General features: G+C 64.0%; 21 protein-coding genes. 12 read left to right on the forward strand and 9 right to left on the reverse strand.

Translation table 11 applies throughout. The features are described 5' to 3' along the window. Position 1 precedes the first annotated feature (1 nt). From HBJ55_RS20510 to HBJ55_RS20520, 3 genes are all read left to right on the forward strand, one after another. Complete coding sequence (locus HBJ55_RS20510) at positions 2 to 436, forward strand: GNAT family N-acetyltransferase (protein ID WP_167119541.1); 435 nt, start codon at positions 2 to 4, stop codon at positions 434 to 436. Between the two features lie 390 nt (positions 437 to 826). Then, on the forward strand, positions 827 to 2,422 hold the full coding sequence (locus tag HBJ55_RS20515; protein WP_167119544.1) for an isocitrate lyase: 1,596 nt from the start codon (positions 827 to 829) through the stop codon (positions 2,420 to 2,422). A gap of 270 nt (positions 2,423 to 2,692) precedes the next feature. Beyond that, complete coding sequence (locus HBJ55_RS20520; protein WP_167119547.1) at positions 2,693 to 3,160, forward strand: outer membrane lipoprotein; 468 nt, start codon at positions 2,693 to 2,695, stop codon at positions 3,158 to 3,160. Between the two features lie 117 nt (positions 3,161 to 3,277). On the opposite strand, the gene HBJ55_RS20525 is transcribed toward HBJ55_RS20520, so the two are convergent. Then, a complete protein-coding gene (locus HBJ55_RS20525; RefSeq protein ID WP_167119550.1) occupies positions 3,278 to 3,562 on the reverse strand; it encodes a hypothetical protein in 285 nt (94 codons plus the stop codon). Between the two features lie 210 nt (positions 3,563 to 3,772). Between HBJ55_RS20525 and HBJ55_RS20530 the strand changes: the two genes are divergently transcribed. Further along, positions 3,773 to 4,255: an FKBP-type peptidyl-prolyl cis-trans isomerase gene (locus HBJ55_RS20530; RefSeq protein WP_167119552.1), complete on the forward strand. Its 483-nt coding sequence runs from the start codon at positions 3,773 to 3,775 to the stop codon at positions 4,253 to 4,255. A gap of 63 nt (positions 4,256 to 4,318) precedes the next feature. Here the strand turns inward: HBJ55_RS20530 and HBJ55_RS20535 are convergent, their stop codons facing one another. After that, positions 4,319 to 4,945, reverse strand: a complete 627-nt coding sequence (locus HBJ55_RS20535) for a CDP-alcohol phosphatidyltransferase family protein (protein WP_167119555.1) — start codon at positions 4,943 to 4,945, stop codon at positions 4,319 to 4,321. Next, the gene (locus HBJ55_RS20540; protein ID WP_167119558.1) at positions 4,938 to 7,163 is read right to left on the reverse strand and encodes an FAD-dependent oxidoreductase; all 2,226 of its coding nucleotides are present in this window, start codon (positions 7,161 to 7,163) and stop codon (positions 4,938 to 4,940) included. The genes HBJ55_RS20535 and HBJ55_RS20540 overlap by 8 nt, the downstream gene beginning before the upstream one ends. 111 nt (positions 7,164 to 7,274) lie before the next feature. Here HBJ55_RS20540 and msrA point away from each other — a divergent pair, with 111 nt between their 5' ends. Next, positions 7,275 to 7,889, forward strand: a complete 615-nt coding sequence (msrA, locus tag HBJ55_RS20545) for a peptide-methionine (S)-S-oxide reductase MsrA (protein ID WP_167119561.1) — start codon at positions 7,275 to 7,277, stop codon at positions 7,887 to 7,889. Here msrA and HBJ55_RS20550 read toward each other — a convergent pair. Next, on the reverse strand, positions 7,875 to 9,077 hold the full coding sequence (locus HBJ55_RS20550) for an MFS transporter (protein WP_167119563.1): 1,203 nt from the start codon (positions 9,075 to 9,077) through the stop codon (positions 7,875 to 7,877). The genes msrA and HBJ55_RS20550 overlap by 15 nt on opposite strands. 107 nt (positions 9,078 to 9,184) lie before the next feature. Here HBJ55_RS20550 and HBJ55_RS20555 point away from each other — a divergent pair, with 107 nt between their 5' ends. Continuing rightward, entirely contained in the window at positions 9,185 to 10,072 is an 888-nt protein-coding gene (locus tag HBJ55_RS20555) for a LysR family transcriptional regulator (protein WP_167119565.1), read from the forward strand. Positions 10,073 to 10,144: 72 nt separating this feature from the next. On the opposite strand, the gene HBJ55_RS20560 is transcribed toward HBJ55_RS20555, so the two are convergent. Both HBJ55_RS20560 and HBJ55_RS20565 read right to left on the reverse strand, forming a co-directional pair. After that, positions 10,145 to 10,678 (reverse strand): C40 family peptidase, encoded by a 534-nt coding sequence (locus HBJ55_RS20560; protein WP_240936225.1) that lies wholly within the window; start codon positions 10,676 to 10,678, stop codon positions 10,145 to 10,147. 319 nt (positions 10,679 to 10,997) lie between these two features. Then, positions 10,998 to 13,463, reverse strand: a complete 2,466-nt coding sequence (locus HBJ55_RS20565; protein ID WP_167119570.1) for a DUF1266 domain-containing protein — start codon at positions 13,461 to 13,463, stop codon at positions 10,998 to 11,000. 206 nt (positions 13,464 to 13,669) lie between these two features. Between HBJ55_RS20565 and HBJ55_RS20570 the strand changes: the two genes are divergently transcribed. Both HBJ55_RS20570 and gabT read left to right on the forward strand, forming a co-directional pair. After that, positions 13,670 to 15,115, forward strand: a complete 1,446-nt coding sequence (locus HBJ55_RS20570; RefSeq protein ID WP_167119578.1) for an NAD-dependent succinate-semialdehyde dehydrogenase — start codon at positions 13,670 to 13,672, stop codon at positions 15,113 to 15,115. A 34-nt stretch (positions 15,116 to 15,149) separates the two neighbouring features. Further along, positions 15,150 to 16,442: a 4-aminobutyrate--2-oxoglutarate transaminase gene (gabT, locus tag HBJ55_RS20575; RefSeq protein ID WP_167119581.1), complete on the forward strand. Its 1,293-nt coding sequence runs from the start codon at positions 15,150 to 15,152 to the stop codon at positions 16,440 to 16,442. Between the two features lie 371 nt (positions 16,443 to 16,813). On the opposite strand, the gene katE is transcribed toward gabT, so the two are convergent. Next, the gene (gene katE, locus HBJ55_RS20580) at positions 16,814 to 19,123 is read right to left on the reverse strand and encodes a catalase HPII (protein ID WP_277345746.1); all 2,310 of its coding nucleotides are present in this window, start codon (positions 19,121 to 19,123) and stop codon (positions 16,814 to 16,816) included. 95 nt (positions 19,124 to 19,218) lie between these two features. Here katE and HBJ55_RS20585 point away from each other — a divergent pair, with 95 nt between their 5' ends. After that, on the forward strand, positions 19,219 to 19,902 hold the full coding sequence (locus tag HBJ55_RS20585) for a hypothetical protein (protein WP_240936221.1): 684 nt from the start codon (positions 19,219 to 19,221) through the stop codon (positions 19,900 to 19,902). 66 nt (positions 19,903 to 19,968) lie between these two features. Here the strand turns inward: HBJ55_RS20585 and HBJ55_RS20590 are convergent, their stop codons facing one another. Together HBJ55_RS20590 and HBJ55_RS20595 are read right to left on the reverse strand one after the other, a co-directional pair. Next, on the reverse strand, positions 19,969 to 20,211 hold the full coding sequence (locus HBJ55_RS20590) for a GlsB/YeaQ/YmgE family stress response membrane protein (protein ID WP_167119587.1): 243 nt from the start codon (positions 20,209 to 20,211) through the stop codon (positions 19,969 to 19,971). Positions 20,212 to 20,297: 86 nt separating this feature from the next. Next, a complete protein-coding gene (locus HBJ55_RS20595; protein WP_167119590.1) occupies positions 20,298 to 20,852 on the reverse strand; it encodes a DUF924 family protein in 555 nt (184 codons plus the stop codon). A gap of 82 nt (positions 20,853 to 20,934) precedes the next feature. Between HBJ55_RS20595 and HBJ55_RS20600 the strand changes: the two genes are divergently transcribed. The 3 genes from HBJ55_RS20600 (at position 20,935) to HBJ55_RS20610 (ending at position 23,429) form a co-directional block, all read left to right on the forward strand. Beyond that, a complete protein-coding gene (locus HBJ55_RS20600) occupies positions 20,935 to 21,126 on the forward strand; it encodes a hypothetical protein (protein WP_167119593.1) in 192 nt (63 codons plus the stop codon). A 97-nt stretch (positions 21,127 to 21,223) separates the two neighbouring features. Beyond that, positions 21,224 to 22,225 carry a GlxA family transcriptional regulator gene (locus tag HBJ55_RS20605; protein WP_167119596.1) on the forward strand — a complete coding sequence of 334 codons (1,002 nt, stop codon included), beginning with the start codon at positions 21,224 to 21,226 and terminating at the stop codon, positions 22,223 to 22,225. A gap of 25 nt (positions 22,226 to 22,250) precedes the next feature. Next, entirely contained in the window at positions 22,251 to 23,429 is a 1,179-nt protein-coding gene (locus HBJ55_RS20610; protein WP_167119599.1) for an MFS transporter, read from the forward strand. The last annotated feature ends 8 nt before the right edge of the window (positions 23,430 to 23,437 follow it).

The raw sequence follows: 23,437 nt of genomic DNA on the forward strand, positions 1-23,437 counted from the left end.
CATGACCGGCCCCATCGAGATACGCGAAGGCAGTTGGGCCGAACTCGGCGAAATCGCCAGCGAGATACGTCGCGTGGTATTCATCGAGGAACAGCAAGTGCCCCTGGAAGAGGAGTGGGACGGCCGCGACGATGCATGCCGCCACTTCCTCGCCAGGCGCGGCGACACGGCTCTCGGTACCGCCCGACTGCTGCCCGATGGCCATATCGGCCGCGTGGCCGTGCTGCGCGAAGCGCGTGGCCTGGGTATAGGTGCGGCGCTGGTGCGCGCCGCCATCGACTCGGCGCGCCAGCGAGGCCATCTCCAGGTCGAACTCGCGGCCCAGACCCAGGCCCTCGCCTTCTATGAGAACCTCGGCTTCAGCGCCTTTGGCGAAACCTTCATGGATGCCGGCATTCCGCATCGCAACATGCGCCTCTCGCTGAAGAGCCCTTAACGTCCTCCCACCCCTCCCCGACGAAATTCGACTACAGGAATGGATACCTCCCAGTGTCTCCTGTAGTCGAACTACAACCCTTCTTGCCCCCAAGTGATGATTGTGAAGTTCCGTCATCATGCGGCATAGTGATTCCAAGACGACGTTAAAACGACCGTTCGATAATACCCAGAAAAGTCTGGCACAACGGAAGCGTTTCAGCGTCGACTGGATTCGACCAATGCCGTAGAGACAAGCAAATCGTTCTGGTTGAACCTGACACTACTTCGCACTTGCAGCATAGCTCCGGTTCATTCGGCTGAATGCAACGAGCAAGCTTCGACAAGGTAACGAACGCCGCCGCTGGCGATCGATGCCGACGACCCAACCTCTGATCGGAAGGATGGCACCATGTCATACAAAGACGACATCAAGGCACTGGCTCAACTGCGTGAAGCCCAGCAAGGCAAGTGGGCCAGCATCAGCCCCGAGAATGCCGCCCGCATGCGCGCCCAGAACCGCTTCAGGACCGGCCTGGACATCGCTCGCTACACCGCCAAGATCATGCGCGAAGACATGGCCGCCTATGATGCCGACAGCTCCCAATACACCCAGTCGCTGGGGTGCTGGCACGGCTTCATCGGTCAGCAGAAGCTGATTTCGATCAAGAAGCACTTCGGCACCACCAAGCGCCGCTACCTGTATCTTTCCGGCTGGATGGTCGCCGCGCTGCGCTCCGAGTTCGGCCCGCTGCCCGATCAGTCAATGCACGAGAAGACTTCCGTATCGGGCCTGATCGGGGAGCTCTACACCTTCCTGCGTCAAGCCGACGCCTGGGAGCTCAACCACCTGTTCCGCGACTTGGAAGCCGCCCAGAAGGCCGGCGACAAGACCAAGGCCGACGAGCTGATCGCCAAGATCGATAACCACGAGACCCACGTGGTGCCGATCATCGCCGATATCGACGCCGGGTTCGGTAACGCCGAGGCCACCTACCTGCTGGCCAAGCAGATGATCGAAGCCGGTGCCTGCTGCATCCAGCTCGAGAATCAGGTCTCCGACGAGAAGCAGTGCGGTCACCAGGACGGCAAGGTCACCGTGCCGCATGAGGACTTCCTGGCCAAGATCAACGCCGTGCGCTATGCCTTCCTCGAACTGGGTGTGGACGACGGCGTAATCGTCGCACGCACCGACTCCCTGGGTGCCGGCCTGACTCAGAAGATCGCCGTAACCAAGGAGCCGGGCGACCTGGGCGACCAGTACAACAGCTTCCTGGACGGCGAAGAGATCACCTCGGCTTCCGACATCGACAACGGCGACGTGGTCATCAAGCAGAACGGCAAGCTGGTCAAGGTCAAGCGCCTGGCTTCCGGCCTCTACCAGTTCAAGCCGGGCACCGGTGAGGATCGTGTGGTGCTGGACTGCATCACCAGCCTGCAGAACGGTGCCGACCTGCTGTGGATCGAGACCGAGAAGCCCCACGTCGGCCAGATCGCCAGCATGGTCAACCGCATCCGTGAAGTGGTGCCGGACGCCAAGTTGGTCTACAACAACTCGCCCTCCTTCAACTGGACCCTGAACTTCCGCCAGCAGGTGTTCGACGCCTGGGAAAAGGAAGGCAAGGACGTCTCCGCCTACGACCGTGCCGGTCTGATGAGCGCCGAGTACGACGACACCGAACTCGGCAAGCTGGCCGACGAGTGGACACGCAACTTCCAGCGCGACGCCGCGCGCGAAGCGGGCATCTTCCATCACCTGATCACGCTGCCGACCTACCATACCGCCGCCCTGTCCACCGACAACCTGGCCAAGGGTTACTTCGGCGACGAAGGCATGCTGGCCTACGTGGCGGGCGTGCAGCGCCGCGAGATTCGCGAAGGCATCGCAACCGTCAAGCACCAGGACATGGCCGGCTCCAACATCGGCGACGACCACAAGGAGTTCTTCCACGGCGAAGCGGCACTGAAAGCCGGCGGCAAGGACAACACCATGAATCAGTTCGGCTGAGCATGGCGACACGGTAAGAACGACTGGAACCCCTGGGAGGCCTCGTGCCTCCCTTTTTTCGTTGGCGACAGCCAGCGCTGATGACAGCTCCCATCCTGATCAAGTACTTTCACATTCTTTACCCGCTTTGCGCCGCTGTTGAGCGGCACCGGCACAGCGACGCGCTGGTCAAATGCAGCATGAGTGGTTAAGCTGATTAGCAAACAGTGTTTCCCTAAACTTGGCAACGATGATCCTCAGCCCCGCATCGGCTTGCCACAGGAGGTGTATATGAAGCGTCTTCTCCCCGTACTAGCCATCGGCATGCTGGCCCTGGCCGGCTGCGCCAACACCTCGACCATGGGTGGCGACGTCTACCGCGGCAACCAGGCCCAGACCGCCCAGACCGTGACCTTCGGCACCATTACCGCACTGCGTCAGGTGCAGATCCAGGCCGACAGCCGCATGGGCGGTATCATCGGTACCGGTGGCGGCGCCGTGATCGGCGGACTGTTGGGCAACCAAATAGGTGGTGGCTCCGGCCGGCAGTTGGCAACGGCCGCTGGTGTCATCGGCGGCGCCGTGGCGGGTAGTGCCGCCGAGGACTCGGCCAATCGCGTGCGCGCCTGGGAGATGGAGATCCGCCGTGACGACGGCCAGAACGTAGTCATCGTGCAGAAGGCCGATCGTCCCTACCAGGTCGGCCAGCGCGTGCGCATGATCGGCAGCGGCGCCAACGTCAGCGTGGCACCTTACTGAGCCAACTTGTTTCGTTGGCCGCAGCAGTCATCGAAGTGCAACATAACAAGGGCCCGTGGCGCATGCCACGGGCCCTTGACGTATTGAATGCCGCCTGTTCAGGCGACGCGCACCGCATCAGTGGAAGTGAGCTCGATCCATCGCCCAGCCAGCCACTTTCTTGACGATCAGCACCAGGACGGCGATGACGATCGCAGTCAGCAGCATGTCGATGGGACGCACCAGCGTCGTGGCGCCCAGGATAGCCAGCGCGACGCTCCAGACCCAGCGGTTGTCGTCGTCGCTCTTGATGGCGCGAGGCACCACCTTGTTCAGACCGGCACTGACGGAGGACTCCCACATCCTGAGGCTGAAAAACAGGATGAGGGCGAAGGCAATCAGCCAGATCACGGTTACGGTCATGGGCTTGCTCCAGGCAAGAAGTTGGCTCGGATTGGACAATAATGGGATCACGCTAGGGTAGCCGCGGGGCACTGGGCGTGCAACCACGCCAAAAGGCGTGAATGACGCTCAGGACCAGCCTCGATAAGCTGAAAAAACCGCATCCCCCCTGACAGCCCTGGTATCGCGCGTTACCATGGTGTCTACATGCACTCACCGAAAGGTTCATCAATGCAGATTGCGCAAAATTCCGTTGTCGCGTTCCACTACACCCTGACCAATGATGCAGGTGAGGTGCTGGACAGCTCGGAAGGCCGCCAGCCGCTGACCTATCTCCACGGCGCCGGTAACATCATTCCCGGGTTGGAGAAACAGCTCGAAGGCCGCGAAGCCGGCGAGAAGCTCAATGTGTCCGTCTCTCCGGAAGAGGGCTACGGCGAGGTGCAGCCTCAACTCGTACAGGAAGTACCGCGCGACGCCTTTCAGGGCGTCGAGGCCGTCGAGCCGGGCATGCAGTTCCAGGCCCAGACCCAGGGCGGCCCGCTGATGGTCACCGTTACCCAGGTGGAAGGCGACACCGTGACCGTCGACGGTAACCACCCGCTGGCCGGCCAGAAGCTCAACTTCGATGTCGAAATCGCCGAAGTGCGCGAAGCCAGCCAGGAAGAGATCGAGCACGGCCACGTACATGGCGAAGGCGGCGTCGAGCACTGATCGAGCACTTCACGTTCAGCAGGCGTACTGAAAAGGGCAGCTCCAGGCTGCCCTTTTTGTGTTTCATACCCTGGCATCGAGGCCACGCAACGTACGGTAGCCTCCCCATAGTCGCGTGGAAGTGGTAATCAGGCAGGCCACAGCGAAGAGCGTGGCCAGCAGAGGGAAATAGCTCGGCAGCAGGCAGAAGAGCACAAAGGCAAGGATGGTCTCCGTCCCTTCGGTCAAACCATGCAGATAATAGAATGCCTTCTTCTGAAACCGCGGCCGTTCGAGCCCGTGCCGGGCGGCCATGATGGCAAAGGCCAAGAAGGAAGTGCCAGTACCGATGAAGGCGAACAGCAGGAAGGCTGCCGACAGCGCATTGGCGGCCGGGTCGGCCAGCGCGAAGCCCAGCACCACCGCGGCATAGAAGACGAAGTCGAGACCGATATCGAGAAAACCTCCCGCATCGCTTGCCGTGCCGGATAGCCGAGCCAGGGTACCATCCAAGCCATCACCCAGGCGGTTGAGCAGGATCGCCGCCAGAGCCACCGCATACCACTCCATGGCCAGCAATGGCAGGCTGAGCATGCCGATGACGAAGGCCACCAACGTGATCTTGTCAGGCCGGATTCCCCGGGACATGAGCCGTCTGGCAATGAGTTCCAGTGGTGCCTGTGTCAGGGGCATGGTCCAACGGTCAAGCATTCTCCCTCCTCGTCTCGCTTTGCGCCCCGGTCGACGCTGCCTGGTGAGCTCCTCGGCGCCAGGCAAAGTAACGGGCCAGCCAGCCCAGCAGGCGCTCGGGCTTGTGCGCGTTTTTCCATACCCCCGCTGTGGCCTTGGCCGCCTCCGACCAGGTGGGATAAGGATGAACGGTAGCCAGCAGCTTGTTCAGGCCGATGCCGTGGGTCATCGCCAGAGTGAACTCGGCCAGCAGCTCGCCTGCGCCCCGCCCCACAACGCTCGCCCCGAGAATCCGATCCCTCCCGGGCACCGTGAGCACCTTGACGAAGCCTTCGGTCTGGCCCTCGGCAATGGCCCGGTCCAGCTCGGCAAGCTCGTAGCGCGTCACCTCGAAGTCGATGCCGCGGGCACGCGCTTCGCGCTCGCTGAGCCCCACACGCGCCACCTCCGGCTCGGTATAGGTCACGGCAGGCAATGCCCGGTAGCTGACCCGGAAGCGCTTGAACTCACCGAACAGCGCGTTCACCGTGGCATGCCACGCCTGATGAGCACTGGCATGGGTCAACTGGAAAGGGCCGGCCACGTCGCCGCAGGCCCAGACGTTGGGCAGCACGCTCTGCAGGTTTTCATCCACCGCCAAGGTGCCATCCGGGCGCGTCTCCACCCCCAGCGCCTCGAGCCCCATGCCGGCCACGCTCGCCTGGCGCCCCACTGCCACCAGCAGACGGTCGAACGGCAGCCGATGCGTTTCGAGCTCGCCCGAGGCCAGACGGCGCTCCACCTCGAGCAAGTGGCCGGCCTCTGGCGCCTCGTCCGGTACGACGCGAACGGCGCGAGTATCGAGCCAGAGCGTCACCTCCTCCCTCTCGAGGCGCAATCGCAGTGCATCGGCGGCGTCGAGGTCCTCCCGGGGCAACAGCTGCGGGCCCATCTCGACCAGGCTGACACGGCTTCCCAGGCGAGCGAAGCTCTGCCCCAGCTCACAGCCGATGGGGCCGCCGCCCAGCACCACCAGGCGCCCGGGCAGGGTCGTGAGCTGCCACAGGTTGTCCGACGTCAGCACTTCGACGGCCTCGAGCCCGGGTAGCGGCGGTACCTTCGGCCTCGCCCCACTGGCGATGATCACATGCCGGGTAGTAACCACGCGCTCTCCCTCATCCCCCCTGACGCGCACTCGCCACGGATCCTGCAGACAGGCCTCGCCGGCGAGTACCTCCACGCCCAGGCCTTCGTAGCGCTCGCGGCTGTCGTGCGGCTCCACTTGGTGAATGGCGCGCTGCACATGGCCCATCACCGCGGCGAAATCGACGCGTGGCTCGCCGGCATGGATGCCATAGCGGCCGGCGTCGCGAATCTCCTCCGCCAGCCGTGCCGCTCGAATCAGCGCCTTCGACGGCACGCAGCCGGTATTCAGACAGTCACCACCCAGCTTGTCACGCTCAACCAGCATCACCCTGGCCTTCACCGCCGCAGCGATATAGCTCGCCACCAGGCCCGCCGAGCCACCACCGACGACCACGATGTCATAGTCGAATCGCGTCGGCCTGGCGAAACGCAACGCCAGCCGACGGCGCTTGGCGATGGCCACCAGGGCGCGCGCCAGCCAGGGAAACAGCCCGATCAGCACGAAGGAGCCGATCAGACCCGGCGATAGAACGTCGGATAGCGATTGCAGGTTGCCAAGCTCGCGGCCGGCATTCACGTACAGCGCCGTGCCCGGCAGCATGCCCAACTGGCTGACCCAGTAGAAGGTCCACAGGCGCATGCGGGTCAGTCCCATCACCAAGTTGATGACGAAGAAGGGAAACAGAGGGATCAGCCGCAGGGTAAAGAGGTAGAAGGCGCCTTCACGCCGAATGCCGGCATTGATGCGCTCGAGTTGCGGCGCGAAGCGCTTTTCCAACGGGCCTCTCAGCAGGGTGCGGGCAATCAGCGCAGCCAGGGTTGCCCCCAAAGTACTGGCGAAGGAGATGATCACCAGCCCCCAGCCGAGCCCGAACAGCGCACCACCCAGTACCGTCAGCAGCGCGGCACCGGGTAGCGACAGCGCCGCCATGATCACGTAGAGAAGAAAGAAGCCACCCACTACCGTGAGTGGGTCATCGGCAAGCCAGGCCTGGAAGCGCGCCTGCTCGGACTGCAGGTTGGTCAGCGTCAGTGCCTCGTCGGCACCGCTGAGGAAATAGGCCGCCACGACGACGACCAGCACCAGCGCAAGGAAAAGACGACGACGCGTCACGGGCGACTCCCGAGTTGGAGATAGACTTTAAACAGAGGTTATACGGAACCTGTGTCGCCTGACAGCTTCCAACCTTACAGACTGCAACTCAGTGAAACGAGGAAACCCGTCATGCTCAGGATACGAAATGTCTTGCTGTGTGGGCTGATACTGGTGCCGCCCTTCGGCATGGCCATGGCGAGCGAGGAAACGGCCAGTGCCGTCTTTGGCGGTGGCTGCTTCTGGTGTGTCGAGGAGGCATTCGACAAGGTGGAAGGTGTCGTCTCGACCACCTCGGGGTACAGCGGCGGCCACGTCGAGAACCCCAGCTACGAACAGGTAGTCGATGGCGGTACCGGCCATGTCGAAGTGGTGCGGGTGGAATACGATCCCGCGGCGGTCGACTACGCCACGCTGCTGCACGTGTTCTGGCGCAATGTCGACCCCTTCGCCGTCGATCGCCAGTTCTGTGACGAGGGCGAGAGTTACCGCAGCGTGATCTACACCGCCAGTGAAGAAGAGCGCGAGCTGGCCGAGGCCACGCGCGACGAACTCAGCGAGCGCTTCGATAGGGAGATCGTCACCGAGATAAGCGATTTCGAGGCGTTCTATCCCGCTGAGGGCTATCACCAGGATTACTATCGCAAGAATCCGGTGCGCTACAACTTCTACAAGTCGGCCTGTGGTCGCGAGGAGCGCCTCGAGGAAGTGTGGGGGGATGAAGCGGGAGGCCTAGGGAGCCGGTGATGCCTGCCCGAGGTAGCGTTCACAGCGCCACAGCCACATCGCAATGGCGAGAGTGATGCCAAGCAGCAGCCAGGAGCCGACGGCCACACCGAGCCAGCCGCCCCGCTGCCAGAACGGCTCCAGCCAGACGCTGCCGAGGCTGGCCCCAAGGTAATAGAAGACTAGGTAGAGCGCCGAGGCGCTGCCCCGTGCTCGCTGAGCCTGGCGACCGACCCAGCTCGAGGCCATGGAGTGCGCCAGGAAGAAACCTACCGCGTTGATGGTCAGCCCGGTGATGATCCATGCTAGGGAATCCGCCAGCGTGACGAAGGTACCGATCATGAGAATGAGCACACCCAGCGCCATGCAGGCCGGTTGGCTGAGGTAGCGAGCCAGTCGGCCGGAGAACGCTGAACTCAAGGTACCGCCCAGATAGGTCAGGAAGATCATGCCCAGCCAGCGTGCGCCCAACCCGAACGGCTCCTCGGCCAGGCGAAAGGTGATGTAGCTGTACTGGTTGATGAAGATCAGAAAGTTGATGCCGCCGAGCAGGTAGGCAGCCAGCAGCAGCGGATGGCGCAGGTGACCGCCCAGGTCCGTCAGCGCACCACGCAGCTCGAAGCGACGCGGCGTGAATTGACGCGGCGGCGGCAGCAATCTCCAGAACAGCGCCACGCCGACCAGAGTTACCAGGCCCACCGTCAGGAAGCCGGCGCTGGCCCCACCGATCTCGCCGACGCCTCCACCGATCAGCCGCCCACCGATACCACCCAAGGTATTGGCACCGATGTAGAGCCCCACGGCCGCCATCAGCGCCGGGCGGTCGAACTCATCGCCCATCCAGGCGATAGCCACCGCGGGCAGCCCGCCGAGCAGGAAGCCCTGTACCAGACGCAGCGCCAGCAGCACCTCGAAGGTGGGCGCGTAGGCCAGCGCCAGCGAACAGAGCCCGACCAGCAGTAGCGTCACGCGCATGATGCCACCGCGGCCGATGGCGTCCGATAGTGGTCCGAAGACCAGCAGCGCACCGGCAAGCGACAGGGTAGCCACCGACATGACCAGGCTGACGCCCAGCGTCGAGACGCCGTAGGCCTGGCGCAGGTCGGGCAATAGCGGCTGCGGCGCGTAGAGATTGACGAACACCAGGATAGAGCCGAGACAGAGCGCCAGTGTGGCACGCCACCAGGCAGGGGAACGAGCGACGATCATGCGAATACCTGCACCGGAAAACTGTCAGTCATGATCGACCATGCAGTACGATAAGCCAAACAGCATAAAAAGATTAGAGCCATCTCTTTAGCTTATGGACATTTCACATGGCCCTGCCCTTCGATCTGCGCGCCCTGCGTGTCTTCGTCACGGTGGCTGAGCGAGCCGGCTTCAGTGCCGCCGCGCGCGAGCTCCACGTGGCCCAATCTGCCGTCAGCCAGACCATCGCCAATCTCGAGCGTCACCTGGAGCTGACCCTGTTTCACCGTCACGAGCGACGTATCGCCCTGACGCCGGAGGGCCAAGCGCTCCATGCCCACGCGCGCGAGTTGCTCGAACGCGCCGAGGCCACTCACTTGGCCATGCGTGAGCTTCACGGACTGGTCAAGGGCGAGGTACGCATCGGCATTCCCTCTATGCTCGGTTCCTACTACTTCCCGCCGCTGTTGATGGGTTTCAAGGCGCAGCACCCGGGAATCCGCTTGACCGTGGTGGAGGCGGGCGCGCGACGGCTGCAGAACATGATTGCCGGCGGCGAACTGGATCTCGGCGTGGTAATCGACGACGAGCAGAGTCGCTACATGGAAAGGCGGCACTTGACCCGTGAAGAGATGGTGGTATGCGTGCCGCGCTCACACCCCTTCGCACTGCGAAGCCGCGTGAGCGCCTCGGAGTTCTTTCAGGAGCCGCTGGTGCTGTTCCAGGATGGTTACTTCCATCGCGAATTCGTCGACGCGCTCTCGCGGCGGACAGGTCTTGCCGCCAACATCGCCTTCCAGTCGAACCTGATACCGCTGACCAAGGCCATCGTACGCCAGGGCTTCGGCATCACCACCTTCCTGCGTCGAGTCGTGGACGAGCCGGAACTGGTCGCCGTCTCCTTCGATACCCCGGCCTGGCTCGACCTGTCGCTGGCCTGGGCAAAGGACGCCTACCTGTCGCGAGCGGAGAGCGCCTTCGTGGAGTATGCCATCTCGCATCGTGGAGTCTTGTGAGAGCCAAGCGCAAGCGCTCGTTCAGAAGCCGGGCTGGGTTCGAGCAACCAGGCGGGTCAGGCCGGCTTGGTTTCAGCCTTCGGGAATGACGACTCGCTGCGCCAGGGTGGTCGGCTCCAGGGTCCGGCGGGCCTGCCAGTAGTAGCGCTGCCAATAGGAGTTGTCGAGCTCGGAGAGCATCACGCCCTGGGAGGTGGAGGCGTGAAGAAAATAACCGTCGCCGACGTAGATGCCGACATGGTCGTAGCGCCCCGGCGGACGGAAGAAGACCAGGTCGCCCACCTGGAGATCATCGCGGGAGATCGGTGTGCCCTGCTGTACCTGCTCGCCGGTGGAGCGCGGCAGATCGAGGCGGAAGGTCTCACTGAATACGTGCTGTACCAGCGCCGAACAGTCGATCCCGCCTCGGCCGGTACCGCCGAGCCGATAAGGCGTCCCGGCCCAGCGCTCATGCTGAGCCAGCAGCGCTTCGCGCACCAGCTCGGGCGGCGGATTGTGCAGGCTGCTCACCCGCAGGATAGGATTGTCCACCGGGGACATCAGCGGGCTGTAGGAAGACGACATGCCCGGCAGCTGCCGCGCAAAGTAGTCGTCTGGAGCTTCCAGCGACGAGGTCGACGATCCAGCACATCCGGACAGCAATGCCAGCAACACAACGAGCACAGCGATACGACTCGATCCCGTGGCCAACATACTTGCGAAGTCCTCATTCCCTGAGCCGCACGCATGCCCGGGTCGAGCAAACAAGCCCTACCTGACAAACCCGAGAGGATCGCTGTGGCAGTGGTGCCTGGCCTTTCGATGCCCGTACCACTGCCAGAGCGGCCTTGCGCCGGCTCACGTTCATTGCTGCACGAAGGCCCCACACAGGGAGCCATTTATAAACCAACTGACTATAAACCACACTTCCTGACCAGGGCGAGCCCTAATGTAGCGTCTTTATGTCGCCCGGTAGCGTGTCGATATGCATAGGCGCCCAATGGCGCGGCCTGGCCCCGGGGAAATCCAGGCTCGCCCAGGAGCCGGCCAGCGGTGGCGCCCCAGACAGCCAAGCAACCAGAGCCTGGCGAAAACCGGCAAGGAAACCCTCGCGCTCGGGCGTTTCCCCCATGAAGAAGGAGAATCCCGCATAGAGGCCTCGGGCGTATTCCTCCCAGCTGCCGTAGTGTTCGGCTGCCAGCGCATGGGCGCGTTCCAGCATGATGCTGAAAGCGGCACCATCCAGCCAGCCAAGCTGGCGGCCGGCAATGGCCAAGTCCACCGCCTGAGCCACGTCCCATGCGGTCATGTCCAGCTCGTTGCAGCCATCGGCATTGTCTCGCACGCGCTGCAAGCGCAACAGGTGAGTACGATCCTCTTCACTGCACTCACCGGTTTCCAACATGGCGATTTCCGAGGCCAGTCGCTGGGCATTGAGCGTATAGGGCGCATAGTTGATCTGGTACTCCTGCCGGTCACCCGCTTCGAGCAGAAAATCGAGAAACTCGTTGAGCTCGGCTTGGCCATGCAGGCCATAGTGCCCATCTATCCATTCTCTGATCGAGACCGCTTCCCGTGCGCTCTCTACATGCGGTTCGCTCCAGGCGGCATTGTTGAGCGGCCCCACCAAGGCCATGGCGGTGAAGCGCGACAGGGTCGGACGCGGGCCTGGCTCGTGCCATTGGGCGGAATGCCAATCGAGCCAATGAAACGGGCTGCCCGGATCGTCCAGGTGCCAGCGGATCTCGCTGATCAGCGGCGGATGCTCCCCCTCCGGCAACAGTCGCTCCCACTGGGTCCAGGCCTCGAGCAGACGGCGTGCACCGGGGTAGAAGCGACACAGGGTGCCACGCAGGGCCTCGGCCAACGCATTCATCGCCTCGGCATCGAACGCCTCGCTGTCCATCGCCATCTGCAGGTAGAAGGCATACTTCTCGGCCATGTGGATGGTCGCCGCATGCCGGCTGCCCTGCTTCAGCGCTACGAGGCTGCCCAGGTCTTCGGCCTCGGGTCGCCCGAACGGAGTGTCGGCCGCGGGCAAGGCGCCATGGGCGGCATCGGCCGCCAGTTGGTTGAGGTGATGTGCCTGGGCCGGCAACCAGTAACGCGTCAATGCATCCACGCCTTCATCGGGGTGTAGCCCCAGGGTTTCGTCGAGGTAACGCAGGGCATCGTCACGCCGCTCGACGGCGACAGGCACGGCCGGCCCTTGGCGCATACCGAACTCCGGCTCGCGTACCGAGGCCAACGCCAGTACCCAATGACGTGGCGAACGCCGCCAGGCCATGATGGAGTGCCGCGACCTCTCCTTCTCTTCCTCGCTCAGCAACTGTTGCAGCGGTGCCCGCCAGGGGCTCACGGGCGAGTTGAGCAACAGGCTCCAGTCACGCTGCATGTCAGCCAGTCGATCATGCCCTTCGAACAGGCTACAGCCCCGCTGATAGGCTCGCGCCAGCGCCGACCAGTCGCTGTAGCGGCGCAGTATCAGGTCGGCACCATGGGTGGCGAAATCCTGGGCTTCCGCCACGTCGAGCCAGCCCGCACAGGCACCGGCCCAGGCCAGGTCGATCAGCCGCAACCAATCCCAGGCGGCCCACTCCAGCGGCTCGCCGCGTTCAATCAGATCAAGCAACACCCGGCCATAGTCACGCTCAGCGCTGGAGAGTCCCTCGAACCACGCTTGGCGCTCGTCACCCGACGCCGTCAACAAGCGGGTGGCATCGAGATCCCAGCCCTGCCGATGGCCATAGCCAGCCAGCCACAGCAGACTCTGGACCAGCCCGGTGCGGTCTTCGATCTGCCAGTTCCGCCATAGCCACTCCTTCGCTTCGGGCCAGTCCATCTCACCAGGCGGCTCTTCCACCACCGGGGAAAAGACTGCTCTCAGACGCCAGGCGCGGGCCTGCGGGGCATCGGGCCAGAGCGTGAGCGTGCGGTCCTTGCTCTGCTTGGCAACCCATTCGGTCAGGGTGTCCCAGGTGATGCCCTCGCCGTCACGCTCGAGGGCCGCCAGGGCCTCGCAGGCCTCCCAGAAGCCATCGTCACCGCGCACCCAGCCCTCGGCGCTCTTGGCATGCCGCAGCGCCTCGAGCCAGCTTCCCAGGTTGGGGTAGAGACGTGTGATCTCATCGGTCAGGCGCACCAGCCAGCCACGCAAGCGCGGCTCGCCGAGCCAGCCGACCGAGCCGGCCAGGGCGAGCAGCTCGAGTGTCGCCAACAGGCGCGCCGGATCGGCAGTACCGGTGCCGAAGGCCTCGACCAGACGCCAGCCCAACTCACCGCGATCATTGACGCCCAGCGCCTGCAACCTGGCGCTGGCCGCCTTGGCCTCGATCGTATTGGGTTCGGGTTCGAAGGCCCACTCGCACAGAACCAGCTGCTGAGCCCACCAGGCGTAAAGGGGATCGACCAAGTCTCACCTCGACGTTCAACCAGCAGAGATAAAAGTGCAGCACTGCCACACCAGGGAAATCGGCGCCTAGTGTAGCGGAAAGCGCGGCGCACGCCGATGGCCCTGGACGGCTAAAAAAAGCCGGGAGGGCTGTTTAACGGAGTCTTGGCGAAACGTTTTAAATAATGCACACTCGCAAGACAAGATAATCAACACACGGAGCCCCCATGTCACTCCCTGCCGACGTTTTCATCGACAAGGCCTTCATCGATGGCCGGTGGCGCGACGCCGAGCGCCGCTTCGACGTGACCGACCCCGCCACCGGCGAGACGCTGGCCAGCGTGCCGGACCTTACCGCGAACGACGCGCGTGATGCCGTGGCGGCGGCAGAAGCAGCCTGGACAGCATGGCGCCGCCAGCCTGCCAAGCAGCGTGCCGGCCTGCTGCGCGCCTGGTTCGATGCGATCATGGCCCACCAGGAATCGCTGGCCCGCCTGATGACACTCGAGCAAGGCAAGCCGCTGGCGGAATCCCGCGGCGAAGTCGCCTATGGGGCATCGTTCGTCGAGTTCTACGCCGAGCAGGCCAAGCGCACGGCAGGCGAAACCCTGCCCAGCCATGGCGCCGACAAGCGCATTCTGGTCTTCCGCGAGCCGATCGGCGTGGTGGCGGCAATCACACCGTGGAACTTCCCGCTGGCGATGATCACGCGCAAGTGCGCTCCGGCACTGGCCGCCGGTTGCCCGGTGGTGATCAAGCCCGCCGAGGCCACGCCGCTGACCGCCCTGGCCCTGGCCAGGCTGGCCGAGCAGGTGGGCTTCCCCAGCGGGGTGCTCAACGTGATCACGGCGAGCCGTCCTGCCGAGATCGGCGAGGTGCTGACTACCGACCCGCGGGTGCGCAAGGTCTCCTTCACCGGCTCCACCCCGGTGGGCAAGCGCCTGCTCGCGCAGTGCGCCGGCACGGTCAAGAAGGCTTCCCTGGAGCTCGGTGGCAATGCGCCCTTCATCGTCTTCGACGACGCCGACCTGGACGCCGCAGTCGAGGGTGCGGTGGCCTCGAAGTTCCGTAATTCGGGCCAGACCTGCGTGTGTACCAACCGCCTGCTGGTGCAATCGGGCATTTACGATGCCTTCGTCGAGAAACTGGCCGCCCGGGTCGGCGAGCTCCAGGTGGGCAATGGCCTCGAAGACGGCGTGGTGCAGGGCCCGCTGATCAATGCGGCTGCGGTGGACAAGGTGCAATCCCACATTGCCGATGCCTTGTCCAAGGGCGGCAGATTGGTGTGCGGGGGCGAGCCCCACGCACTGGGGGGCACCTTCTACCAGCCCACGGTGATCGCCGATGTCACCGATGAGATGCGCGTGGCACGCGAGGAGACCTTCGGCCCGCTGGCACCCGTATTTCGCTTCGATACCGACGATCAGGCCATCGCCATGGCCAACGCCACCGAGTTCGGCCTGGCGGCATACTTCTACGCTCGCGACTATCGCCGAATCTGGCATGTGATGGAGGGCCTGGAGTATGGCATGGTGGCCGTCAACGAAGGGATTCTCTCCACCGAACTTGCGCCCTTTGGCGGCGTCAAGGAGTCGGGCCTGGGTCGTGAGGGTTCACATCACGGCCTGGATGAATTCACTGAACTAAAATACGTCTGTGTCGGCGGCCTTTGATCGCCCGCAACGTTCACGTATGAAGGGAGGCTAGATGAATAACGCACAGCTCAACGAACTCAAGCAGCGCTACGTCGCCAACGGCGCGGCCAGCCCCGCCACTCAGTTTGCCGATCGCGCCGAGAACGCGCTGATCTGGGACGCCGACGGCAACCGCATCATCGACTTTGCCGGCGGCATCGGTGTGCTCAACATCGGCCATCGCCATCCCAAGGTGGTCGAAGCGGTGAAGGCACAGCTCGACAAGGTAATGCATACCTGCCAGACCGTGATGCCCTACGAGGGCTACGTGAAGGTCGCCGAGCGTCTGAGCAAGGTCACGCCCGTACGCGGCCACGCCAAGGTGATGCTGGCCAACTCGGGCGCCGAGGCACTCGAGAACGCAGTGAAGATCGCCCGCGCCGCCACCGGCAAGAACAACGTGATCTGCTTCGATGGCGGCTACCACGGCCGCACCTTCATGACCATGGCCATGAACGGCAAGGTCGCGCCCTACGCCACCGACTTCGGCACCATGCCGGGCAATGTCTTCCGCGCCCCCTACCCCGTGCCCTACCACGGCGTCAGTGAGGACGAGGCGCTGCGCGGCCTCAAGATGGCGATCAAGACCGACGCCAACCCCCGCGACACCGCTGCCATCGTGCTCGAGCCGGTCCTCGGCGAGGGCGGCTTCTACCCCGCTCCGACCAGCTTCCTCAAGGCGATTCGTGAGATCTGCGACGAGCACGGCATGCTGATGATCGTCGACGAAGTGCAGTCGGGTTTCGGTCGCACCGGCAAGCTGTTCGCCATCGAGCACAGCGGCGTCGAGCCGGACATCATCACCATGGCAAAGAGCATGGCCGACGGTATGCCGATCTCGGCCGTGGTGGGGACCGATCGGGTAATGGATGCTTCGGGTGCCAACTCGCTGGGCGGCACCTATACCGGCAACCCACTCTCCTGCGCCGCGACCCTGGCCGTACTCGACGTGTTCGAGGAGGAGAAAATTCTCGAGAAGAGCCTGGCACTCGGCGACAAGCTGGCCAAGCGCTTCGGCCAGTGGCAAAGCGATTTCGATTGCGTCGACAACGCCCGCAACATGGGCGCCATGGCCGCAATCGACCTGGTGACGGACAAGGCCAAGCACACGCCTGACGCCGACCTGGCCGCCGCGCTGTGCAAGAAGGCCCGCGAGAAGGGGCTGATCCTGCTCTCCTGCGGCCTCTACGGCAATACCATCCGCTTCCTGATGCCGGTCACCATCGAGGACGAGATCCTCGAAGAGGGCCTGGATATCGTCGAGGCCGCACTCAAGGAGCTGGTCGGCAGCAAGGCCACCGCCTGATTTCGGCTGCGTAGCAAAACGCCCGCTGGCACTAGCCGGCGGGCGTTCTCGTTAGCCCCTTCTCTTCGAGCGCTGGAAGAGCTGAACAAATCGCCGAGCGAGATGAAGCGGCTAGGTTCGTTCCCTACGAACCAACGACTTCCCACATCCCTGTGGGTCGCAAGGTGCACGGAGCACAGAACCGAGCGAAGCGACAAACATCTGCAGGACGGCTCCGGAGGAGCGAGAAGCCGAGGATTCCGACCGGGCTGGCGCTCCAGCACCGCGCACAAATCCGCCGGGAACGAATTTGAACAGCCTTCAGGCTGGCCCGAAGGGTAGCCGCCAGGGATGGCGGCTATAGCGCAGTGATTCGCTCGCGCAGGCATTTGTCAGGCCGGCATGTCGTTGGCCTTGGGGTCGCGAGCCCATACCCTATGCTGCCCCATCGCATCCCGCAGTGGGGTAAAGACGTCATCCACCGCGGCGCCGGTCAGCACGCCCTCCTCGCCGGTGGGCACGTCCGCCGCGTCCAGCAGCAGCTTGCCCTCGCCCACGGCGGCAATCGCCTTGAGGTGCTTGTAGGCTTCCTGCACGTAGTACCGACCCTGCCCCGACCTGGCCAACGCAGCCACGCTATCGCTGCCGCCAGGCACCACTACCGCGTCCACCGCCACCGAGGGCATGCCGTTGAGCATGGCGTCGGGCGTCACGCTCTTGCCATTCGCGGCCCTGACGGGGGCCATGCTGGGTGCGATCACGATGCCCTGCGCACCTTCGGCCTCAAGCTTCTTCTTTAGCGCCTCGACCTGGTCGGCCTCGACGCCGTCGGCCGCCAGGATCGCCACCTTGCGATACTTGATATTGCCCGGCAGGCGTGCCATCAGGCTCAAGGCAGGCGACTCCAGCTGTGAACTCCTGCCCAGCTCCTCGGGAGCTGCCGGCTTCTCCGTCGGTGCCTCGATGCCGTGATTCTCGCCGACCCGGCGCGCCAGCTCCAAGTCGATGTTGGGCAGGATCTGCTGGATCACTCGCTCGCGAATCCACGGCCGCTGCACCTTGGAGAGCTCAAAGGTATAGGCGGCGATAATGTGCTCCTTCTCCACTTCGGTCTGACTGTTCCAGAACAGCGTGGCCTGCGAATAGTGATCGCCGAACGAGGGGCTGCGGGCACGGATCTTGTGCGCATCGATACGCTCGCAATGGGACTCGAAGCCGCCATTCTCGGGCGCCGCCGGCGTCTCGCTGGGCCAGCCGCCGTCGATGGAGTTGGGCTCGTAGGAAGCCTGTCCCTTGTTGATCGTCTGGCGGTGCATCGCGTCGCGCTGGTTGTTGTGGAACGGGCACACCGGCTGGTTGATCGGAAGCTCGTTGAAGTTGGGCCCGCCCAGGCGCAGCATCTGGGTGTCGAGATAGGAGAACAGCCGTCCCTGCAGCAGCGGGTCGTTGGTGAAATCGATGCCCGGCACCACGTGGGCCGGATTGAAGGCCACCTGCTCGGTTTCGGCGAAGAAGTTGTCCGGGTTGCGGTTGAGCACCATCTTGCCGATGGGCGTAACCGGCACCAGCTCCTCGGGAATGATCTTGGTAGGGTCGAGCAGATCGAAGTCGAACTTGTGCTCGTCCTCCTCTTCGACGATCTGGATGCCCAGCTCGTACTCGAGGAAGTCGCCGTTTTCGATGTCCTCCCACATCATGCGTCGGTTGAAATCGGGGTCGCGACCCCACAGCTTCTGCGCCTCGTCCCAGATCAACGAGCAGGTGCCGGCCAGCGGCTTCCAGTGGAACTTGACGAAGCGTGCCTGGCCTTGCCTGTCGATCAGGCGGAAGGTGTGCACGCCGAAGCCTTCCATGTTGCGGTAGTGGCGCGGAAAGGCGCGGTCGGACATGGTCCACAGCACCATATGGGTCGACTCCGGCATCAGCGAGACGAAGTCCCAGAAGGTGTCGTGGGCCGACTGCCCCTGGGGAATCTCGTTATGCGGCTCGGGCTTCACCGCGTGAACGAAGTCGGGAAACTTTATCGCATCCTGGATGAAGAACACCGGCATGTCGTTACCGACCAGATCCCAATTGCCCTCGTCCGTGTAGAACTTGGTGGCGAAGCCGCGCACGTCGCGCACGGTGTCGTTGGAGCCGCGCGAGCCCTGTACGGTGGAGAAGCGCACGAAGACCGGCGTCTTCTTCTTGGCGTCCTGAAACAGGCTTGCCTTGGAGTATTGGGCGGCATTGTCGTAGGGCTGAAAATAGCCGTGGGCCGCGGCCCCGCGGGCGTGCACGATGCGCTCGGGAATGCGTTCATTGTCGAAGTGGTTGAGCTTCTCGCGAAAGACGAAATCTTCGAGTAGCGTCGGCCCTCGCTCGCCCGCCTTCAGCGAGTTGTGGTTGTCGGCAATGCGCGCGCCGTGATTGGTGCGCAAGTCGTGACCGGTGGCATCACTGCGGTACTTCTCCAGATTCTCCGACTTACTGTGCTCGTTGGTTTTGAAGTCGGTGTCGTTGGGCGCACCGCTGTTGGGTGAGGTGTGGGGATTGTTCGCCATGATCGAGCTCCTGTAGTCCGTATGGTTCCTGCTTCCCTCCGCTGCGTACGTGGCGCCCGCCTTGACCCGGCGGCTGCGAGCTGCCTGCTTCGTTTGACAAGGTAGTTCCGCGCCCAAAGGCCGCCAATCGCGCCAGGCTATGGCAACAAAAGAAAACATTAATCGGTTTAAGCTGCCGACGATCACAACCGATACTGGCTAACTCAACGAGGCGGCGCACCACCGCGAACGATGGCAAACCGAGGAGTAAGTTGATGAAAAGGATGACGGCCACCGGCATGATCGCCACCCTGTGCCTGCTGGGCACGACCCAGGCGTACGCGCAGGACAACCGTATGACGCTGGGTGCCGTTGCCGGTACCACCGGCGCGGGCGCCGACCTCGCGTGGCGCTTCAGCGAGCGCCTGGGCGTCTCTGCCCGCTATACCGGCGGGTTGGACTGGAGTACCGATTACAGCACCGACGACGTCAACTACGATGGCGACGTGAACCTGGCGGCAAGCAAGTTGACGCTGGACTATTACCCCTTCACCAGCGGCTTCTTTCTCAGCGCCGGTCTCATGCTGCCGGATATCGATGCCGACGTGGTAGGCCGACCGCGCAACTCGACCTACCAGTTCAATGGACAGGAATACCCTGCCGATGCGCTCGGCACCCTGCATGGCACAGTGACCCTCGCCGACGGCGTACAGCCCTATGCCGGCCTCGGCTGGCGTCAATCGCATCGCAGCGGCTTCGGTGTCTTCGCCGAAGTCGGGGTCATCCCCACCGATCCGGACGTGTCGCTGAGGACATCGGAAGGATTCGAGAACGGGGATAACCCCCTGTCTGCCCAGCTGCGCCGAGAGATCCGCCAGGAGGAGCAGCGGCTCGAGGACGAAGCCAATGAGTGGCCCGTCTACCCGGTCGCGGTAGTGGGCGTCAGTTATACGTTCTGAAATCGCGTGGGCACAAACGAATCGGCCCGGGAAGTTGCCCGGGCCGATTCATCCTATCCACGCAGCCTAGGATTTTCGAATCTTGGCAATGACCCACAGCAGCACCACCGCGCCGACAGTAGCCGTGACCAGCGAGCCGATGAAACCGCCGGCCTGCAGCCCCAGCAGGCGAAACAGGAAGCCGCCGATCACGGCGCCTACAATGCCCACGCCGATGTTGGGCAGGATACCGAAGCCACCGCCGCGCATGATGTTGCCGGCGATCCAGCCCGCCAGACCGCCGATGATCAGCCAGGCAATAAGTCCCATGTCGTCTCTCCTTTCCTTTAGGTCTTTCCTTGCCCCTTTGGGGAGCCTCGATGATGCCTAAGCGCGGCTTCACTGCAAAGGGTAGCTTAAAATGACGAGCCGGGCTGCTTCAGGAAGGCCAGCTCTTCTTCTCTCGACTCACGGCCGAGAATGGCATTGCGGTGCGGGTAGCGGCCAAAGCGCAGCAGGATGTCACGATGCAGATGTTCGAAGCGCAGGTTGTCCTCCAGCCCGGGCTGGTCGAAAAGGCGCAGCGCCTCGTCGTGGACCGCAAGCGATTCGCTGTGCATGTAGGGCATGTAGAGAAAGCTGCGCCATGGCAGCTCGAGCTCACGATCATGCCCTTGGGCCACAGCCTCCTGAGCCAGTACCAGCGCCATAGGGTCCTGGGCGAAGGCGCGCGCGTCATTACGATAGAGGTTACGCGAGAACTGATCGAGCACCAGGATCTCGGCCAGCCGTCCCCGCGGCGTATCGCGCCACTGCCACAGTTCGCCTGCGGCTGCGGCATGGTGAAGGGCGGCGAAGCGCTCGCGTATCTTCCCATCGAGTGCGGCATCCTTGCGAAACCACTGGGCGGGCTCGAGCTCTTCGAACCAGAAGGCAATCACCGCGTCGCGGCCGGGCAACCTCTCGCTCATGTCGTGTCCTCGTTGTCTTCGCTCCTGATATCATGCACTTGGGTTTCGGATTTTTCACCCTCCACGCGCCACGGGAGCCGCCATGACGCCAGTGCTCGGCATGTTCACCTTCGTCTTCAACGTCATCGGTCTGGTGACCTGCCTGGCCGGCCTGACCCTGGCCCAGCGCCGGGGGAAACGTAAGCAGCAGCGTTGGCCAGGCTATGCCCTGGCCGGGCTGGGCTTCTTCATTGCCACGATACCGATCTGGGGGCAGTGGCTGGTGGCGACATGACCCGGCGGTGGAATGTCCGTATCGGTGGGATATTCGTCATTGCAGACATCCCATGATCGGCGGAGACTGACAGGGCCTCGCTTCACAGGGAGCCGCCATGTCGCGTACCGTCGCCATTCTTGCCTATCCCGACTGCCAGCTGCTGGATGTCAGTGGTCCGTGGCAGGTCTTTGCCTCGGCCAACGACGTGAGCGGTCAATCGCTTTACCGCATCCATCTGGTCGCCGAAGCGCCGGGCAGCGTGGCGACCAACGGTGGCCTGGCACTGCAGGCCGACGTTGCCTGGCGTGACCTCTCCTCGCTCGGCCCCGTGGATACGCTGCTCGTCGCCGGCGGCCGCGGCGTGACAACCCAGTGCCAGCGGCCCGAGCTGCTTGACGCCCTGAGTGAGCGGTCCCGCCAGGTACGTCGACTGGGCTCGATCTGCACCGGTGCCTTCCTGCTCGCCGCGGCCGGTCTGCTCGACGGACGCCAGGCCACCACCCACTGGCGGCACTGCGCCCAGTTGGCCAGCGATTATCCCGCGATCCAGGTGCTTCCCGATGCACTCTACATCGAGTCGGCGGGGCGCTTCACCAGCGCTGGGGTCACCGCCGGCATCGACCTGGCCTTGTCACTGCTCGAGGCCGACCATGGCAGCGCCCTGGCCGGTCAGGTCGCCCGCGAACTGGTGCTGTTCCTGCGCCGTCCCGGCGGGCAGTCGCAGTTCAGCGAAGTGCTGGCCAGCCAGCACCGCGCCAGCGGCACACTGCGACGCCTGATCGACCGACTCCACGCCGACCCCGCCGCCCCCCACCAGTTGGAAGAGCTGGCCGAGTCGCTCGGGGTCACGCCGCGCCACCTGACGCGCCTGTTCCGCCAGCAGCTTGACACCACGCCCGGCACCTACCTGACCCGCTTGCGCCTGGAGCAGGCTCGCCTGGCACTAGTGGCCAGCGAGCAACCACCGCCGCTGGAGCCCCTGGCGCGACAGTGGCGTCTGGGCAGTGCGGAGCAGCTGCGGCGATTGTTTCAACGCCACTACGGAATTTCTCCCAGCCTGTACTACCAGCGCTTCGGCCCCGCAGGCCGAGCTTCACCCTTATCTCTTGCACCATAATGGTTGCATTGCCCAGGAGGCTGCCATGCCCTTCAACGTGACTCTGCTGTCGCTGTGCCAGGCGCTGTTGGTGAGCGGCAATATATTGCTCATCGCGGTCTCGCCGCTGATCGGCGCCCACCTCGCTCCCAACCCGGCCTGGTCCACCGCGCCGGTCGCCACCCAGTGGCTGGGACTGATGTGTGCGACCATCCCCGCCTCGCTGATCATGGCGCGGCTGGGGCGCAAGCGGGGCTTTCTGTTGGGCAACCTGCTGGGGCTCGTCGGCGTGTCCGTCGCCGCCCAGGCTCTGGTGGCCGAGGCCTTCTTTCTCTTCATGCTGGGTACCTGGCTGATCGGCATCGGCATCGGCTTCGGTCAGCTCTATCGTTTTGCCGCAGTGGAAGCCGCCCCAATGGCGCTGCGTGATCGGGCCATCGGCCTGGTCATGGGTGGCGGCGTACTGGCTGCTTTCTTCGGCCCGTGGCTGGCCCGTATCAGCCGTGAAGCGGCCACCACGCCCTTTCTCGGCAGCTTCCTCGGCCTGGGAGCGCTCTATCTGGTAGCCCTGCTGGTGCTGCTGGCGACCCGGCTGCCGCCCCCCGAGAAAACCCATGGCGAGGGCCAGCCACGGCCGCTCGGGGAAATCGTGCGCCAGCCGGTGTTCCTGGTGGCGGTACTCTCGGCGCTGATCGGCTACGGCGTGATGAACCTGGCGATGACCGCTACTCCACTGGCCATGGCCGGCGCCGGCCACCACTTCGATCACGTCGCCACCACGATCCAGTGGCACGTGCTGGCGATGTTCCTGCCCTCGTTCGCCACCGGCCACCTGACGGCACGCTTCGGCGCGCCACGCATGATTACCGCGGGCTGCCTGCTGCTGGCGGCGAGCGGCATGGCCGCCCAGGTCGAGGCCGGCGTGGCGGGATTTCACTTCGCCCTGATCCTGCTCGGGCTGGGCTGGAATTTCACCTTCCTGCCGGCCACCGGCCTGCTCACCGAGGCCTATCGGCCGGTGGAGAAGGCCCGCACCCAGGCCGCCAATGAATTTCTGGTCTTCTCCACCGTGGCCGTCACGGCATTGCTGGCGGGGCCGCTGGTCAACCTGCTCGGCTGGACGCTGCTCAATGCCCTGCTGGTGCCGCTGGCATTGGTACCGATGGCGCTGCTGGCCTGGCAGCGCCTTGCCAGACGCCGCCAAGACCCTCACATTAGCGGCTGACACTGCTG

Source organism: Billgrantia bachuensis, assembly GCF_011742165.1.
Taxonomy (GTDB): Bacteria; Pseudomonadota; Gammaproteobacteria; order Pseudomonadales; family Halomonadaceae; genus Halomonas; species Halomonas bachuensis.

Excerpts from the sequence above, each read along its gene's own strand:
- HBJ55_RS20555 (WP_167119565.1), top strand. The coding sequence starts at position 9,185 with ATGGCCCTGCCCTTCGATCTGCGCGCCCTGCGTGTCTTCGTCACGGTG.
- katE (WP_277345746.1), bottom strand. The coding sequence starts at position 19,123 with ATGTTTTCTTTTGTTGCCATAGCCTGGCGCGATTGGCGGCCTTTGGGC.
- HBJ55_RS20535 (WP_167119555.1), bottom strand. The coding sequence starts at position 4,945 with ATGCTTGACCGTTGGACCATGCCCCTGACACAGGCACCACTGGAACTC.
- HBJ55_RS20610 (WP_167119599.1), top strand. The coding sequence starts at position 22,251 with ATGCCCTTCAACGTGACTCTGCTGTCGCTGTGCCAGGCGCTGTTGGTG.
- HBJ55_RS20525 (WP_167119550.1), bottom strand. The coding sequence starts at position 3,562 with ATGACCGTAACCGTGATCTGGCTGATTGCCTTCGCCCTCATCCTGTTT.
- HBJ55_RS20570 (WP_167119578.1), top strand. The coding sequence starts at position 13,670 with ATGTCACTCCCTGCCGACGTTTTCATCGACAAGGCCTTCATCGATGGC.
- HBJ55_RS20530 (WP_167119552.1), top strand. The coding sequence starts at position 3,773 with ATGCAGATTGCGCAAAATTCCGTTGTCGCGTTCCACTACACCCTGACC.
- HBJ55_RS20600 (WP_167119593.1), top strand. The coding sequence starts at position 20,935 with ATGACGCCAGTGCTCGGCATGTTCACCTTCGTCTTCAACGTCATCGGT.
- HBJ55_RS20605 (WP_167119596.1), top strand. The coding sequence starts at position 21,224 with ATGTCGCGTACCGTCGCCATTCTTGCCTATCCCGACTGCCAGCTGCTG.
- HBJ55_RS20595 (WP_167119590.1), bottom strand. The coding sequence starts at position 20,852 with ATGAGCGAGAGGTTGCCCGGCCGCGACGCGGTGATTGCCTTCTGGTTC.
- HBJ55_RS20585 (WP_240936221.1), top strand. The coding sequence starts at position 19,219 with ATGAAAAGGATGACGGCCACCGGCATGATCGCCACCCTGTGCCTGCTG.
- HBJ55_RS20520 (WP_167119547.1), top strand. The coding sequence starts at position 2,693 with ATGAAGCGTCTTCTCCCCGTACTAGCCATCGGCATGCTGGCCCTGGCC.
- HBJ55_RS20590 (WP_167119587.1), bottom strand. The coding sequence starts at position 20,211 with ATGGGACTTATTGCCTGGCTGATCATCGGCGGTCTGGCGGGCTGGATC.
- msrA (WP_167119561.1), top strand. The coding sequence starts at position 7,275 with ATGCTCAGGATACGAAATGTCTTGCTGTGTGGGCTGATACTGGTGCCG.
- HBJ55_RS20510 (WP_167119541.1), top strand. The coding sequence starts at position 2 with ATGACCGGCCCCATCGAGATACGCGAAGGCAGTTGGGCCGAACTCGGC.
- HBJ55_RS20550 (WP_167119563.1), bottom strand. The coding sequence starts at position 9,077 with ATGATCGTCGCTCGTTCCCCTGCCTGGTGGCGTGCCACACTGGCGCTC.
- HBJ55_RS20515 (WP_167119544.1), top strand. The coding sequence starts at position 827 with ATGTCATACAAAGACGACATCAAGGCACTGGCTCAACTGCGTGAAGCC.
- gabT (WP_167119581.1), top strand. The coding sequence starts at position 15,150 with ATGAATAACGCACAGCTCAACGAACTCAAGCAGCGCTACGTCGCCAAC.